14 protein-coding genes are annotated in these 16,268 nt (G+C 52.8%); 7 read left to right on the top strand and 7 right to left on the bottom strand.

Annotation, left to right across the window (positions count from 1 at the left end):
* Positions 1-9 precede the first annotated feature (9 nt).
* Positions 10-1,389: an MFS transporter gene (locus GUC22_RS15510; protein WP_004138283.1), complete on the bottom strand. Its 1,380-nt coding sequence runs from the start codon at positions 1,387-1,389 to the stop codon at positions 10-12.
* 26 nt (positions 1,390-1,415) lie between these two features.
* A complete protein-coding gene (locus tag GUC22_RS15515) occupies positions 1,416-2,492 on the bottom strand; it encodes a zinc-binding dehydrogenase (protein ID WP_024359462.1) in 1,077 nt (358 codons plus the stop codon).
* Between the two features lie 322 nt (positions 2,493-2,814).
* Here GUC22_RS15515 and GUC22_RS15520 point away from each other — a divergent pair, with 322 nt between their 5' ends.
* Both GUC22_RS15520 and yajD read left to right on the top strand, forming a co-directional pair.
* On the top strand, positions 2,815-4,068 hold the full coding sequence (locus GUC22_RS15520) for a glycoside hydrolase family 18 protein (RefSeq protein ID WP_024359463.1): 1,254 nt from the start codon (positions 2,815-2,817) through the stop codon (positions 4,066-4,068).
* A 100-nt stretch (positions 4,069-4,168) separates the two neighbouring features.
* Entirely contained in the window at positions 4,169-4,513 is a 345-nt protein-coding gene (gene yajD / locus GUC22_RS15525; protein WP_004138290.1) for an HNH nuclease YajD, read from the top strand.
* A gap of 60 nt (positions 4,514-4,573) precedes the next feature.
* Here yajD and GUC22_RS15530 read toward each other — a convergent pair whose 3' ends face one another.
* Both GUC22_RS15530 and msrB read right to left on the bottom strand, forming a co-directional pair.
* A complete protein-coding gene (locus GUC22_RS15530) occupies positions 4,574-4,849 on the bottom strand; it encodes a YeaC family protein (protein ID WP_004138292.1) in 276 nt (91 codons plus the stop codon).
* A gap of 42 nt (positions 4,850-4,891) precedes the next feature.
* Positions 4,892-5,305, bottom strand: a complete 414-nt coding sequence (gene msrB / locus GUC22_RS15535; RefSeq protein ID WP_004121465.1) for a peptide-methionine (R)-S-oxide reductase MsrB — start codon at positions 5,303-5,305, stop codon at positions 4,892-4,894.
* A gap of 338 nt (positions 5,306-5,643) precedes the next feature.
* On the opposite strand from msrB, the gene gapA reads away from it, so the two are divergent.
* Together gapA and GUC22_RS15545 are read left to right on the top strand one after the other, a co-directional pair.
* Positions 5,644-6,639 (top strand): glyceraldehyde-3-phosphate dehydrogenase, encoded by a 996-nt coding sequence (gapA, locus tag GUC22_RS15540; protein WP_004138295.1) that lies wholly within the window; start codon positions 5,644-5,646, stop codon positions 6,637-6,639.
* A 74-nt stretch (positions 6,640-6,713) separates the two neighbouring features.
* Positions 6,714-7,598 carry a D-hexose-6-phosphate mutarotase gene (locus GUC22_RS15545; protein WP_004138297.1) on the top strand — a complete coding sequence of 295 codons (885 nt, stop codon included), beginning with the start codon at positions 6,714-6,716 and terminating at the stop codon, positions 7,596-7,598.
* A gap of 117 nt (positions 7,599-7,715) precedes the next feature.
* Here GUC22_RS15545 and GUC22_RS15550 read toward each other — a convergent pair whose 3' ends face one another.
* Both GUC22_RS15550 and GUC22_RS15555 read right to left on the bottom strand, forming a co-directional pair.
* Complete coding sequence (locus GUC22_RS15550) at positions 7,716-8,570, bottom strand: aldo/keto reductase (protein ID WP_160183619.1); 855 nt, start codon at positions 8,568-8,570, stop codon at positions 7,716-7,718.
* 92 nt (positions 8,571-8,662) lie between these two features.
* A complete protein-coding gene (locus tag GUC22_RS15555; RefSeq protein ID WP_004138300.1) occupies positions 8,663-9,409 on the bottom strand; it encodes a MipA/OmpV family protein in 747 nt (248 codons plus the stop codon).
* A gap of 426 nt (positions 9,410-9,835) precedes the next feature.
* On the opposite strand from GUC22_RS15555, the gene yeaG reads away from it, so the two are divergent.
* Complete coding sequence (gene yeaG / locus GUC22_RS15560; protein ID WP_004121478.1) at positions 9,836-11,770, top strand: protein kinase YeaG; 1,935 nt, start codon at positions 9,836-9,838, stop codon at positions 11,768-11,770.
* 130 nt (positions 11,771-11,900) lie between these two features.
* Positions 11,901-13,184, top strand: a complete 1,284-nt coding sequence (locus GUC22_RS15565) for a YeaH/YhbH family protein (RefSeq protein WP_004138302.1) — start codon at positions 11,901-11,903, stop codon at positions 13,182-13,184.
* Between the two features lie 47 nt (positions 13,185-13,231).
* On the opposite strand, the gene GUC22_RS15570 is transcribed toward GUC22_RS15565, so the two are convergent.
* Positions 13,232-14,389, bottom strand: a complete 1,158-nt coding sequence (locus GUC22_RS15570) for a glycosyltransferase family 9 protein (RefSeq protein ID WP_049090022.1) — start codon at positions 14,387-14,389, stop codon at positions 13,232-13,234.
* A gap of 361 nt (positions 14,390-14,750) precedes the next feature.
* Here GUC22_RS15570 and dgcJ point away from each other — a divergent pair, with 361 nt between their 5' ends.
* Positions 14,751-16,253, top strand: a complete 1,503-nt coding sequence (gene dgcJ, locus GUC22_RS15575) for a diguanylate cyclase DgcJ (protein WP_101868081.1) — start codon at positions 14,751-14,753, stop codon at positions 16,251-16,253.
* Positions 16,254-16,268: the final 15 nt, after the last annotated feature.

Below are 16,268 nucleotides of genomic sequence, written 5' to 3' on the forward strand. Positions count from 1 at the left end.
CCGTCAATATTATTTGCTGGTAACGGCATCAATACCGAGGCTTTCGACAGAGACGCCTTTAGTTTCAATTCCGATTGTGGCAATAGCGACCGCAACAATAATGGAGACGGCCCCCAGCAGCACAAATACCCCAGTCACGCCGTAACCGTTAAGCAGTACCGCCACCGCATAAGGCGCCGCGATGCCGCTGATGCGCCCCACAGCGTTCGCCAGGCCTGAACCGCGAAGCTTCGCTTCGGTCGGCCATATTTCCGGCACATATACCGCTGAGGCATAGCACACGTACATATAGACAAACGTAATCAGGAAGAAGCCAATTAAGGTAATCAGCAGCATGCTGGTTTGCAGCGAATAGATATATCCCAGTACGGCAATTAACACTAACAGGCCTACGCCCATCGTCTTTCTGGGAATTTTATCCATCACCAGCATGGCGATAAAAATCCCGAACGGCGCGCCGAACATACTCATGGTATTTAAAACAATCGAGTCTTTCAGATTAATTCCCTGGGTCATAAATATCGTCGGCAGCCAGTTAATTAAGGTGTACTGGACGACATTCATGGCTATCAGCACGAAGGAGCCTAAAATTACCCGCTTCAGTAATACACCCGTTAATAACGCTGAATAGGGCACGGCGCGCGGCGCTTTACCATCATCTTCTATTACCACTGGCGGCAATGGCTTACCGGTTTGCAGCACGACCCTCTCTTCAATGGCCCGCATCACCTCTTCGGCTTCCTCATAGCGTCCACGAGACTCCAGCCAGCGGGGCGATTCAGGGAAACTGCGCCAGGCAATCACGGTGGCTATCAGCGACAGCACGGCGGGGATCAGCAGTTGAACGCGCCAGTTCCATTCCGCACTAATTAACGGTGTTAATCCCATCGCGATCAGCGAACAGAGCGGATAGGACCAATTGCCGATAAACGAGACCCGGCTGGACCAGGTGCCGCGATTTCTGCCGGGCATATATTCGGTAAAACCGGCGAATAAGGTGACCAGCAGCGCGCCTAATCCGACCCCCATGACAAAACGACTGGCGATAAGGAAGGTCATGTTCGGGGAAAATGCCCCGACGACCATAGCAACGATATGAATCGCTTCATACAGAATGAAGGCGTTTTTACGCCCAATTTTATCGCCGATGATGCCGCCGCCGAGCGCGCCAAGAAACATACCCGCCGTAGTAATGGCGGAGAACGTGGCGGTGGTCGAATTATCGGTCCAGCCGAGCACCTTCAACTGCGCGAGAATTAACCCGCCAACGGCATTGCTCCAGCAGACCAGTAACCCGAAAGCGACCATGGCAAACATTGCCGAGTGCCAGCGGCAGTCAGGCAGGCGATCCAGCCTGGCGCCGCAGTGCGGTTTTGCTATCTGTTCCATCGGATAACGTTCCTTTCATAAAGGGGTTATTCATCAAAGTCGTAAGTCATGATGACTTTGATCGCGGTTTTATCGACCATGGCGTCAAACCCTTCGCGCCATTGCGACAGGCCAATGCGGTGCGTGATCATCGGTTTGACTTTGATCGCGCCGCTGGCAAGCAGGCGAATGGCGTTACGCCAGGAAGTGGAGTCATAGGCCATATGCCCGATGATGCTTTTGTTCCACGCGGTGATATCGTTGATGGAGAAGTCCAGCGGTTGGAATCCCATGCCCACGCGCACCACTTCACCGTTGGGACGCAGCATTTCGATGGATTGTTTGAGGGCGATATTGGCGCCAGAACATTCGATAACCAGCCCCAGATTATCTTTGCCGCAAATCGCCTGGCAGCGGGCGACCACATCCTCAGTAGAAGCGTTGACTACCGCCGTTGCGCCGAGCGCTTTGGCAATAGGGAAACGTACCGCGACATCCTCTTCCAGCCCGACCATGACGATATTCACGGCCCCCATAATGCGCGCCATCTGTACGGAAAAGAGCCCAAGTGGACCGGTACCGAAAACCACGACGTCCTGACCGGGAAGAAATTTGGATTGTTGAGCGAGCGACTTATAGGCATTACAGATAGGATCCAGCACCGCCGCGTCTTCGTAATCAACGCCCGGCGGAATCTCCCACAGCGCATGACGATGGATTTTGAGGATCTCTCCCGGCACCAGGCAGTATTTTGAAAATCCGCCGCCCCAGGTATTGTTGTCCAGACCCAAATTCACTTTTTCTGCACAACACAGAAAATCGCCCTGTTCGCAGGCCGGACAAACGCCGCAGACGTGCCCGCTATTATCCGAGACTACCCGCTGGCCGACTTTCCAGTCCTTGACTTTGTCACCCACCCGAACAATGGCACCGGCAAATTCATGGCCGCGTATGGAGTTAAATTGATCGGAACCGCTGTCGACATTGTAGTGTTTCATATCCGCGCCGCAGATGGCGGCGGCTTTGATTTCAATCACCACGTCATCCGGGCCGCACACCGGTTCCGGTACGTCAATCATCTTATAGCCGCCAAAGGCCTTACCAAATCTTGCCAGTGCTTTCATTGCGTCTTCCTTTGTTTAATGGTTTTGCTTCAGTGGAGGCAATACTTAACCACAAAATCTTTGAGGTCAATAACAAATCTTTAAAACACAGATATTGATCTGTATTTCACAACTCAGATCACAAATACGGCAACATTCTTCGAGGGAGGTGATTGAAGTGAAGACATGGCGTGGTCACGCGACCGCTTCGCTAATGCAGCCGTGAACCGCTTCGCATTTTTGCGCGTCGGAAGATGCTAGCCTGCACGAGCTGTTTTTTCGCCACGCCATTTACGTGGCGTGTTTGCTTTTCGAGTCACTTTTAAGTCAAAGAGGATTTGCTATGAAAATTTTGCCTTTGCTGGCAGCTTTACCCCTGCTCTGCGCGAGCGTTGTTTCCGCTAACACGCTGATGTCCGTCGGCTACTTTAACGGCGGCGGCGACGTCACTGCCGGTCCCGGCGGCGATATTGATAAACTGGACGTACGCCAGATCACCCATCTCAACTACTCGTTTGGTCTGGTCTATAACGACGAGAAAGACGAAACCAACGCGGCCCTGAAAGACCCGAGCAAGCTGCATCAGATTTGGCTGTCGCCGAAAGTACAGGCGGATTTGCAGAAAATCCCCAGCTTGCGCCAGCAGAACCCAAGCCTGAAAGTGTTGCTTTCCGTCGGCGGCTGGGGGGCGCGCGGATTCTCCGGCGCAGCGGCGACGAAAGAGACCCGGGCGGTGTTTATCCAGTCGGCGCTGGCGATTATTGAAAAATATGGCCTCGATGGCATCGACCTCGACTGGGAGTATCCGGTCAACGGCGCGTGGGGGCTGGTCGCCAGCCAACCGGCCGATCGCGATAATTTTACCGCCCTGCTGAAAGAGCTGCGCGCGGCGGTAGGGAACAAAAAACTGGTGACCATCGCCGTAGGCGCAAACGCGGAGAGCCCAAAAAGCTGGGTTGACGTCAAAGCGATAGCGCCATCGCTCGACTACATCAACCTGATGACCTATGACCTGGCCTACGGCACCCAGTACTTCAATTCCAACCTGTATGATTCAACCCGCTGGCCGACGGTCGCTGAAGCAGATAAGTACAGCGCGGACTTTGTGGTGAACAACTACCTTGCCGCCGGTCTAAAGCCGAGCCAGATGAACCTGGGGATTGGTTTCTATGGCCGGATACCAAAACGCGCCGTCGAACCGGGTATTGACTGGAGCCAGCCGGACGCGCAGAAAAACCCGGCCACCCGTCCCTACTTTGCGGCTCAACAGATTGAGCTGTTCGAATCTCTGGGCGTCGATCTGACCAAAGACACCTATGTGAAATATAACGATATCGTGGCGAAGTTAATCAACGATCCGCAGAAGCGCTTTACTCAGCATTGGGATGATGAAGCGAAGGTGCCGTGGCTATCGGTGCAGTCCGCCGACGGTCAAGCCCTCTTTGCGCTTTCCTATGAGAACCCGCGCTCGGTGGCCATCAAGGCTGACTATATCAAGAGCAAGGGTCTGGCAGGCGCGATGTTCTGGGAGTACGGCGCGGATGACCAGAACCAGTTGGCGAAACAGCTGGCCGAGTCATTAGGGATCAAACGCTGAACTGCGCGGTGTCAGCGCATGCACAATAGGTTATGATAACTGCATTCCGCTGCGCCAGCTCAGGCGCAGCTTTTCATTTGCAACAGAAGGCATGGGTATTATGGCTTATATCCCGAAAAACTACGCCCGTCTGGAAGTCGGTTACCGCGAAAAAGCGCTGAAGCTCTTCCCCTGGGTCTGCGGACGCTGCTCGCGTGAGTTTGTCTATTCAAACCTGCGTGAGCTGACGGTGCACCATATCGATCACGACCACTCCAATAACCCGGAAGATGGTAGCAACTGGGAGATGCTGTGCCTGTACTGTCACGATCATGAGCACTCAAAATACACCGAAGCCGATCTGTACGGCTCGACGGTGGTCGCCGGCGAAGATGCGCAGAAAAGCGTCGGCGAAGCGAAATATAACCCCTTCGCCGATCTTAAGGCGATGATGAACAAGAAATAACGCTGTGACGCATCAAAGCCCGGCGCACACCTGGCCGGGCTGACGCAGGCCTTTTCAGGCTCAGGATTTAAAGGTCGCGATAGGCTGCGGCGTAATGCCGAAGTCAACTTTCAGCTGCTGTTTACTTTTCATCACCATCTGCCCGTTGGTATCGATGGTCATATGCTGCGCGTCAACGTTGTAGCGCGCCTGCCAAAGCATCACCAGCTGCAGGCAGTTCTCTTTCTGTTCGTCAGTCAACGCCACGCCGTCCGGCCATTTACCCAACTCCACCGCCGTGGCCAGGCGCTGATAAACTTCCGGCGTCATACCGTCAATAATCCGATCGATTTCCATCTTCCGATATCCCCGTTTGGAATAATTTGCTGAATCGTTTTTTCAACCCTTAATTTGCTCACCGTTTTCGTCATTGGTGAAGCTTAACGAGGCCGAATTAACGCAAAAACGTTCTCCGGTGGGCTGAGGGCCATCCGGGAATACGTGCCCAAGGTGAGCATCGCAGTTTCCGCAGCGAATTTCCGTGCGCTGCATACCGTGGGAGTAATCATTAAGGTAGCGAATTGCGTCATCGCTGACGGGCTCATAAAAGCTCGGCCAGCCGCAGCCGGAATCATACTTGGTTTGCGAGTGAAACAGCGCGGCATCGCACACCAGGCAGTGGTAGACGCCATCGCGTTTGTTGTGCAGCAACCGCCCGGTGAACGGCGGCTCAGTACCGTGATTCTGCGTCACGTAAAACTGCATCTCGCTCAAATTTTTTTTGAGCTCGTCCGAAGAGGGTTTATTCGACATTGACTTGCTTCTCGCTGTGAAAGGACAACTTTTCACGTCAATTCTAACAAAATATTAACAATGAAGCGTGCACTTTTGTTCTAAACTTAGGCGACGCCAAAAGGCAGCCACACAATTGTGATGAATATCACATTTTTATCTTCAATGACCTTTAAAATTCCGGGCGCAGCCCCCATATGGAATTGGGCTCAAAGGGAAAGTGGGATAAATCGACCGCGCAAAGGCATGCTCTGGATTGATTTGTCGCAATGATTGACACGATTCCGCTTGACGCTGCGTAAGGTTTTTGTAATTTTACAGGCAACCTTTTATTCACTAACAAATAGCTGGTGGAATATATGACTATCAAAGTAGGTATCAACGGTTTTGGCCGTATCGGTCGCATTGTTTTCCGTGCTGCTCAGGAACGTTCTGACATCGAGATCGTTGCAATCAACGACCTGTTAGACGCTGACTACATGGCTTACATGCTGAAGTATGACTCCACTCACGGCCGTTTCAACGGTACCGTTGAAGTGAAAGACGGTCATCTGATCGTTAACGGTAAAAAAATCCGTGTTACCGCTGAGCGTGACCCGGCTAACCTGAAGTGGGACGAAGTGGGTGTTGACGTTGTTGCTGAAGCAACCGGTATCTTCCTGACCGACGAAACCGCTCGTAAACACATCACCGCTGGCGCGAAAAAAGTCGTACTGACTGGCCCGTCCAAAGACAACACCCCGATGTTTGTTAAAGGCGCTAACTTTGACAAATACGAAGGCCAGGACATCGTTTCCAACGCATCCTGCACCACCAACTGCCTGGCTCCGCTGGCAAAAGTTATCAACGACAACTTCGGCATCATCGAAGGTCTGATGACTACCGTTCACGCAACCACCGCAACTCAGAAAACCGTTGATGGCCCGTCTCACAAAGACTGGCGCGGCGGCCGCGGCGCAGCTCAGAACATCATCCCGTCTTCTACCGGCGCTGCTAAAGCAGTAGGTAAAGTCCTGCCAGAACTGAATGGCAAACTGACCGGTATGGCGTTCCGCGTTCCGACTCCGAACGTATCCGTTGTTGACCTGACCGTTCGTCTGGAAAAAGCTGCTTCTTATGAAGAAATTAAGAAAGCAATCAAAGCTGCTTCTGAAGGCGCAATGAAAGGCGTTCTGGGCTACACCGAAGACGACGTTGTATCCACCGATTTCAACGGTGAAATCTGCACTTCCGTATTCGACGCCAAAGCGGGTATCGCTCTGAACGACAACTTTGTGAAACTGGTTTCCTGGTACGATAACGAAACTGGTTACTCCAACAAGGTTCTGGACCTGATTGCTCACATCTCCAAATAAGTTGAGATGAGACAGTAATCTGTAAGAGCGACTTCGGTCGCTCTTTTTTTTGTCTGAAGATAAAGGATTGCGTAATGATTAATAAAATTTTTGCCCTCCCGGTTATCGAACAACTTACCCCTGTCCTTTCCCGCCGCCAGCTTGATGACCTTGAGCTGATCGTCGTTGACCATCCGCAGGTGAAAGCCTCCGTGGCTTTGCAGGGCGCTCACCTGCTCTCCTGGAAGCCCGCGGGCGAAGAAGAAGTCCTGTGGCTCAGCGGCAATACGCCGTTTAAAAACGGCGTTGCCCTGCGCGGCGGCGTGCCGATTTGCTGGCCGTGGTTCGGCCCTTCTGCGCAGCCGGGTCTGCCCTCCCACGGCTTCGCCCGCAATCTGCCCTGGGCTCTGAAAGGGCACGATGAAGATGACAAAGGCGCGGTGCTGACCTTTGAACTGAAAAGCAGCGAGGCTACCCGCCAGTACTGGCCGCACGAGTTCACCCTGCTGGCGCGTTTCAAGCTGGGCAAAACCTGCGAAATTGAGCTGGAAGCGCACGGCGAATTTGAAACCACTTCCGCCCTGCACACCTATTTCAACGTCGGCGACATTGCGGCTGTAAAGGTCAGCGGTCTGGGGGAGCGTTATATTGATAAAGTGAAAAACGCGGAAGAAGGCGTTTTGAGCAATGGCACAGAGACCTTTCCCGATCGTACCGACCGCGTGTATCTGAATGCCGAAACCTGCAGCGTGATTCACGACGATGCGCTGAACCGCAATATCGACGTTACGCATCATCACAACAGCAACGTGGTGGCCTGGAACCCGGGTCCGGCGCTTTCCGTCAGCATGGGCGACATGCCGGATGATGGCTACAAAACCTTCGTCTGCGTAGAAACCTGCTGCGTGACCGAAACCCAGAAGGCCAGCGAAGAGAAACCTTCGCGCCTGGCGCAAACCCTCCGCGTGGTGAAACGCTAACGCAAAGCAGGATGGCGCGCGGGTTAACATCGTTCTGCCGGGCGGCGGCTGACGCCTTGCCCGGCCTACTCGACTGATTGTACGCGTATTTTGCCGATCGCAGAGTTAGGCTTTGCTTTACACCATATCCAGCGGCGTTTTTCTGGCCGGCGCCGGGTAAGCTTTATCGAGAAGCGCAAGCTCCTCATCGTTCAGCACAATATCCAGCGCCGCGGCATTCTGCGCGACATGCTCAATGCTCGACGCTTTCGGGATCGCCAGTACCTCCCGGCGGCTAATCACCCACGCCAGCAGAATCTGCGCCGCGGCCACGCCCCGCTCCTGCGCAATATTTTTCACAACGGTATGATTTAAAAGTCCATTGCGCAGGCGACCGGCCTGAGCCAGCGGACAATAGGCCATTACCGGCAGCCGCCGCTGCTGGCACCACGGCAGCAGGTCATACTCAATGCCGCGGGAAGCCAGATGATAGAGCACCTGATTGGTCGCGCACCGTTCGCCGCCCTCCACCTGCCAGAGCTGTTGCATATCATCCTCATCGAGATTCGACACGCCCCAGCGGCGAATTTTACCCTGCGCAACCAGCGCTTCCATGCCGGCAACCGTCTCCTGTAGAGAATAATCTCCGCGCCAGTGCAGCAGATAAAGATCCAGATAGTCGGTATTGAGGCGGCGCAGGCTGGCCTCGCAGGCGCGGGCTATTTTGCGTCCACCGGCATTCCATGGATAGACTTTAGACACCAGCACCACCCGATCGCGTTGCCCGCGAATCGCCTCGCCGACGACCTCTTCAGCGCCGCCGTCAGCATACATTTCCGCCGTATCGATAACCGTCAGGCCAAGATCGATGCCCGCGCGCAGTGCAGCCGCCTCCTGCGCGCGCAGCGCCGGGTTTTCACCCATATACCAGGTCCCCTGCCCGATAACGGGAACCGCCGGATGCTCGCCAAAACGAATGGTCCTTTCTACCATCGCTACCTCCTGCAAATGATTGCACCACCATAATGCAAAACAGGGCGAGACGCCCTGTTTTGATGCACAAAATGCCCTGTAATAAAGCACTATCAGAAGGAGTAAGTGACCCCGGTAGAAATCAGGCCGCTCCAGGATTTGTCCACCATCGGGCTATCGGTGATTTCATCGGACAGACGGGTATAGCGCGCAACGCCGTATACGCTCCAGTCGCCGAGGAAACGATAGTTTGCCGACAGCTCGAGGTACGGGTTCCAGCTGCTGTCCGGATCGTAGCTGCGCATGCCGCTGCGATTCGACTCATGTTTCGAAACACCATAGTAGTACTCGTTCTGGTTGTCGCTGTTCCACTCCACGCCAATACCCGGCGTAAGCGTCAGGTTGCCGTTGGTATAGCGATACAGCCAGGCCAGATCCCATACGATACCGTTGCTGTTATCCAGGGTGTCCCCTGACAGCGCGGTGCGCAGGAAACCGTACTGCGTATAATGTTCGTAGGAGAGCCCCGCCATCACCGTGGACTTACGTTTATCCAGGCGACGCATCTGCTGGCTATCGCTGTCGCCAGGCTTAAAGTACATCGGCGACCAGTACGCGGTCACAGAGAGCTTATCGTTGGTATCATTCCACAGGTAGTAACCACCACCCAAGCCGCGAAACCAGAAGTTATCGCTCTCATAATTAATAACGGGCACCGGGTAAACATCAGCATCATATTGCTTGTAGGGATGTTCGACCACACCCACACCCGCCCCTAAAGTGAACTTCCCTTCAGCGTGTACGGCGGATGCTGAACTCGCAATCAACACACCAAGTGCCAGAAGTTTGATTTTAGTCACGATCCATATTCCTGTTGTCAAATAATCAGCGCAGGCAGTTTAACGTTGTATACGTCATGCCTCAAATTCTTTACCAGTCATTACACTGAACTCATCATTTTCTCATCGTCAGATGACCACAAGCTGACACCTGAATGACAGCGCCATGACGCCGCAGGACAAGAGGTGCAAAAAAGAGACCGTTTTCCGGATGAGTTATTGATATGTCATTGAAATTGATTTTCTACGCCATGCAAGTTTTCCAAATGCATCTACGCTTAAATTTAGAAGAAGTAAATGCGGGGCACGTTATCCCGATACTTCGCCAACCTGGCATAAGGGTTGCTGGAGTATCAGAGAGCGCTATGCAGCTTACCTCTTCCGGGGGCTCCCACTATTCATATGAACGGCTCTCAACCTGTGCTAAAAACGAAAGGACGGCATGCCATGAATATATTCGATCACTATCGCCAGCGCTATGAAGCTGCCAAGGACGAAGAGTTCACACTGCAGGAGTTTCTTACCATCTGTCGGCAAGATCGCAGTGCTTATGCTAACGCAGCAGAAAGATTGCTGATGGCCATCGGTGAGCCGGTCATGGTCGATACGGCCCTCGAACCCAGGCTATCCCGTCTCTTTTCAAACCGGGTTGTCGCACGCTATCCGGCCTTTGAAGAGTTTTACGGGATGGAAGATGCCATTGAGCAAATTGTTTCTTACCTGAAGCACGCCGCTCAAGGGCTGGAAGAGAAGAAACAGATTCTGTATCTGCTGGGGCCCGTGGGCGGCGGTAAATCATCGCTTGCCGAACGCCTGAAGTCCTTAATGCAGCGCGTCCCTATCTATGTGCTCAGCGCAAACGGAGAGCGCAGCCCGGTCAACGACCATCCGCTGTGTCTGTTCAACCCGCAGGAGGATGCGCAAATCCTCGAAAAAGAGTACGGCATTCCAAACCGCTATCTGGGGACGATTATGTCGCCGTGGGCGGCCAAGCGTCTGCATGAATTCGGCGGCGACATCACTAAGTTCCGCGTGGTGAAAGTGTGGCCATCAATTCTGGCGCAGATCGCCATCGCCAAAACCGAGCCCGGCGACGAGAACAACCAGGACATCTCCGCGCTGGTCGGTAAAGTGGATATTCGTAAACTGGAGCACTACGCGCAGAATGACCCGGATGCCTACGGCTACTCCGGCGCCCTGTGCCGCGCCAACCAGGGGCTGATGGAATTCGTCGAGATGTTTAAAGCGCCTATCAAGGTGCTGCACCCGCTGCTGACCGCCACGCAGGAAGGCAACTATAACGGTACCGAAGGGATCTCCGCCCTGCCGTTCAACGGGATCATCCTCGCCCACTCCAACGAATCGGAATGGGTGACCTTCCGGAATAACAAAAACAATGAGGCCTTCCTCGACCGCGTGTATATCGTCAAGGTGCCTTATTGCCTGCGTATCTCGGAAGAGATCCGCATCTATGAAAAACTGCTTAATAACAGCGAACTGACCCATGCGCCGTGCGCGCCGGGCACGCTGGAAACGCTGTCGCGCTTCTCGATTCTGTCGCGGCTGAAAGAGCCGGAAAACTCGAGCATTTACTCAAAAATGCGCGTCTATGACGGCGAAAGCCTGAAAGACACCGACCCGAAAGCGAAATCCTATCAGGAGTATCGCGATTATGCCGGCGTTGATGAAGGGATGAACGGCCTGTCTACCCGCTTCGCGTTCAAAATCCTGTCGCGGGTATTTAACTTTGACCATGCCGAAGTCGCCGCCAACCCGGTGCATCTGTTCTACGTCCTCGAGCAGCAGATCGAGCGCGAGCAGTTCCCGCAGGAGCAGTCAGAGCGTTATCTTGAGTTCCTCAAAGGCTATTTGATCCCGAAATACGCCGAGTTTATCGGCAAAGAGATCCAGACCGCCTACCTTGAATCCTACTCTGAGTACGGGCAGAACATTTTTGACCGTTATGTCACCTACGCCGACTTCTGGATTCAGGATCAGGAATACCGCGACCCGGATACCGGCCAGCTGTTTGACCGCGAGTCGCTGAATGCGGAACTGGAGAAAATCGAGAAGCCCGCCGGGATCAGTAACCCGAAAGACTTCCGCAACGAGATAGTCAACTTCGTGCTGCGCGCCAGAGCGCACAACAGCGGGCGTAATCCAAACTGGACCAGCTACGAGAAACTGCGCACGGTTATCGAGAAGAAAATGTTCTCCAATACCGAAGAGCTGTTGCCGGTGATTTCCTTCAACACCAAAACGTCAACCGATGAGCAGAAAAAACACGATGACTTTGTCGACCGCATGATGGAGAAAGGCTATACCCGTAAGCAGGTTCGTCTGCTGTGCGAATGGTATCTGCGGGTACGTAAATCATCCTGATAGACCGGCCCGGCAGCTCACCGCTGTCGGGTTAATAATAACTGCGAAGACCCAATAACATTCAGCGATGGGCTGTTTTCCGCGCCTGAATGGCCGGGGCATAGTTGGCAAATGCAGTACAGGAGGGCATATGACCTGGTTCATAGACCGACGCCTGAACGGGAAAAATAAAAGCGCCGTCAACCGGCAGCGCTTTCTGCGCCGCTATAAAGCGCAGATAAAGCAGTCGATCTCCGAGGCCATCAACAAGCGCTCGGTGACCGATATTCAGAGCGGAGAGTCCGTCTCCATCCCAACGGACGATATTAACGAACCGATGTTTCATCAGGGACGCGGCGGCCTGCGCAATCGCGTACACCCCGGTAACGATCACTTTGTACAAAATGACCGTATCGAACGCCCTCAGGGCGGCGGTGGCGGTGGAGGCAGCGGTCAGGGGCAAGCCAGCGCCGACGGCGAAGGCCAGGACGAGTTTGTCTTTCAGATTTCGAAAGACGAATATCTCGATCTATTGTTCGAGGATCTCGCCCTGCCAAATTTGAAGAAAAACCAGCAGCGCCAGCTGACGGAGTATAAAACCCATCGCGCGGGCTATACCGCTAACGGCGTTCCCGCCAATATCAGCGTCGTTCGCTCGTTGCAAAACTCGCTGGCGCGGCGCACGGCGATGACCGCCGGTAAACGCCGGGAACTGCACGCGCTGGAAGAAGACCTTGATACCATTAGCAAAAGCGAACCGGCACAGCTGCTGGAAGAGGAGCGGCTGCGCAAAGAGATAGCCGAACTGCGGGCGAAAATCGACCGCGTCCCGTTTATTGATACTTTCGATCTACGTTACAAGAACTACGAAAAACGGCCAGAACCGTCAAGCCAGGCAGTCATGTTCTGCCTGATGGACGTCTCGGGCTCCATGGACCAGGCGACCAAGGACATGGCAAAACGCTTTTACATCCTGCTGTATCTGTTCCTCAGCCGGACCTATAAAAACGTCGATGTCGTTTATATCCGCCACCATACGCAGGCTAAAGAGGTCGACGAACACGAATTCTTTTATTCGCAGGAAACCGGCGGCACGATTGTCTCCAGCGCCCTGAAGCTGATGGATGAAGTGGTCAAAGAGCGCTACGACCCGGCGCAGTGGAATATCTACGCCGCGCAGGCCTCGGATGGGGATAACTGGGCGGACGACTCACCGCTGTGTCATGAACTGCTGGCGAAGAAGATCCTGCCCGTGGTGCGCTACTATAGCTATATTGAGATAACCCGTCGGGCGCACCAGACGCTGTGGCGGGAGTATGAACACCTGCAGTCGACCTTCGAAAACTTTGCTATGCAGCATATTCGCGACCCGGAAGATATTTATCCGGTATTTCGCGAACTGTTTCACAAGCAGACCTCAAAAGCGGACGGTTAAACTTTTCCCGACAGCCAGCACAGACGCTGGCTGTTTTTTATCCCGCCTTACCCGGCCCGCCCCCGTTGCAAAGTACCGGGATCAATCTCCGACATAATCAGGTCGGGCAAGCTCTCCAGCTGGTGCACCTTGCCGCACTTAACGATGATCTGCCGCGCCTTGTCGTATCCCGGCGCCCAGAGTCGATTATTCATCCGCACATCTTTGTAGACCGCGATAAGCGGTTTTTTCCACGCCGCCGCCATATGGACCACCGAAGTATCCGGTGAGATAACTAAATCGGCCTGGGCAATAAGCGCCATGCAGTGATGCAGCGTTTTAAACGGATTCACGCAGACCTTTTCCGCCAGGGGAATGCGGATTTCATCGCGGTGATCGAGCAGGATGATGTTGACGTCGGGATAATCCTGACACAGCCTGGCGATAAGCGCAGCCAGCTGCGTCTGCGACATACTACGGTCCTGATGCCCGGCAAAAATATTAATCACCACGTTACGCCCGTTCAGCGCCGCCAGATATTCACGAACCTGATGATTAACATCCTGCGGGATATGCAGGTCATAAGAGTGCAGATATTTCTTATCCAGCTGCAGATAATCAGCGATGATCGAAAATGTCTTGCTGACGTGCCAGTTTTCACAGTCAAAATCAAAAGACCGGGTATAGTGATTGATGGAAGGCCATTTATTAAATCCCAGTACCGACCTGGGTTTTATCTGCCGTAAAAGCAGCATGCGGTGAACCGGAATATCAAACAGCGACGGGTCAATTACAATATCGTACTTATTATTCGCAAGCTCATTAATAACGGAGCGAGGAACGTTATGGGTAAACTTACGCAGATAAGCCGCCGAGTCGACATTCTCAGCTTCATAAATATGGCGAATATGTGGATTATCACGCATGACCTGACTGTTTGATTTCGTTAACAGAAAATCAACGGTCATACCTGCCTTATGGAGGCATTTAACCAGCGCTGAATCTACTACCACGTCGCCGATCGCCCCTTCATTACGCATTAGCAACACCGTTTTAACAGAGGTTAAATCAGCTTCGCGGCGCACGCGACTATCCCAGAACGCTTTAGCGATATAGACTCGAATGACATTGCGTATTTTCTTAAATAAATAATTACGACGCCTGTTTAGCTCCCTTATTTTTTTAAACTTTCGGGGGGATGCCTGCACCGCTGCGTTTTCCATCATCATAACCTCATTACCGCTATCAATAGTACCGCCTGTTACCCTGCTAAGGACTGGTGAAAATAAGAAAAGTTCGCTTGATAATTAACATTATTTCATTTTTAGCGGCGGCAGGATAGCCGCAGCGCGGTTATTGCAGCATATTTTATTGAGAACAAAATGAGTGAAAAATGAATTTAGTCGAATATTTATGATAGCCACATAACTTAGCATCCTTATATTTAATCAGCTATTTATTTTCATTGCCGTTCGGTGATGACGCATGACGATGCTGGACAGACGACCAGTATGCTTATCATCGGTCGTGGCGCCACCGGGCCGCCCATGGTAGAATCATCTTAATCGTGCTGGCGAAATTATCATCATGAAATTACAGAATAAATTACTCCGTTATTTCATTTCTGCGGGGGTAGTTGTCCTGACATCTTCGTTTCTGGTGTATGAATTAGTCGCCAGCCATCGGGATATGTCAGAATACATGCGATATATCATCGAAAAGGGCGAATCCGCCTTCCTGTACGATAAATATCAAAATCAGCTCGTGATCTCCCAGGTCGCGCGAAAGCTGGATACGCATCCGACTGCCGAAAAAGCCCAACAGGCCTGCGCCAGCGTCGAGAACAAGGGTAAAGTCTTCGGCCTGAATATCGCCGGGCATACCTTCCCCGGGCTTCACGGTACGCTCAGTACCACGCAGGCGTCGTGCGGGCCATGGATCAACGCTCTCCCGGCGCTGCAGGCATTTGATGCCGCTATCGCCCAAAGCGATATGAACTCAGCGCTGAATGCGACAACATTCAAATCAGACAAACGTTTCCGCTACTATCTTGATTTAGATAATAAGTATGCCTATTTCTATTCACCAATTGAGATAAAAAGCAATCCAGTCGCCAACTGGGACTTTCTTCACGACAGCAAACTGGGCATCACTCAGAACAGCCTCAACGGTTTACTTCGTGGCCGCACGCTGATTTCCAGCATCTATGCTGACGCGTTAACCGGGCAGAATATTTTGTCATTTTTAACCCCGGTCTATCATCGGGATCGGCTGAAGGGCATCGTGATGGTGGATGTCACTCGCCATGATATTGAGAAACTTCTTTACACCGCCGACCGCCCTTTGGTCTGGCGCTATCTCGACATCACGTTAACGGACTCCGACTCAACATCTGAAATCCGTGTACACCGCAGCAACACGCATTTTTTCAGCTATGCCCACCATAGCCAGAAGGTAGCGGAAAACCTGCATATTGCGCTGTCGCTGGATATGACCTATTTTCTGCTTAGCTCCTGGAAGCTATTCCTGTTTTACCTGATATCTACCGGCGTTTTACTGCATCTGGTACGCATGCACTTTCGTCTGTATATCGACGTTTTCAAAGAGAATATTAGTGATTCTTTAACCGGTCTTTACAACCGTAAAATTCTCTCCTCGCTGCTGGAATCCCGCATGCAAAAGCTTACCGAGCAGGGGGTGAATATCGTGTTTATGGCGCTGGACTGCGACCGGCTTAAATACCTTAATGACACCTGGGGGCACGACGAAGGCGACCGCGCGATTGTGCTGCTCGCGCAATCCATTTCCGCCGCCATCCGTAAAAGCGATTACGGCATCCGTCTGGGCGGCGATGAGTTCTTCCTGATCCTGATCGATTATGAGGAACAAGAGGCGCAAAATATCCCCGAGCGTATTCGCCAGCACCTGAGGGCAATTGACATTAACCGGCGCGTTAATTTCTCATGGGGCGCCTACAGCATGGCGCCGGGGGATAGCCTGGCCGATGTAATGAAAATCGCCGATGCCCGGCTGTACGAAAATAAAAAGCAAAAAAAGTATCCTTACCCGGGGCGAGAAGAAGAATCTTGAGGTTTTATTGTGAAG

Origin of the sequence: Klebsiella sp. MPUS7 (assembly GCF_009905335.1) — a bacterium.
Lineage (GTDB): Bacteria > Pseudomonadota > Gammaproteobacteria > Enterobacterales > Enterobacteriaceae > Klebsiella > Klebsiella grimontii.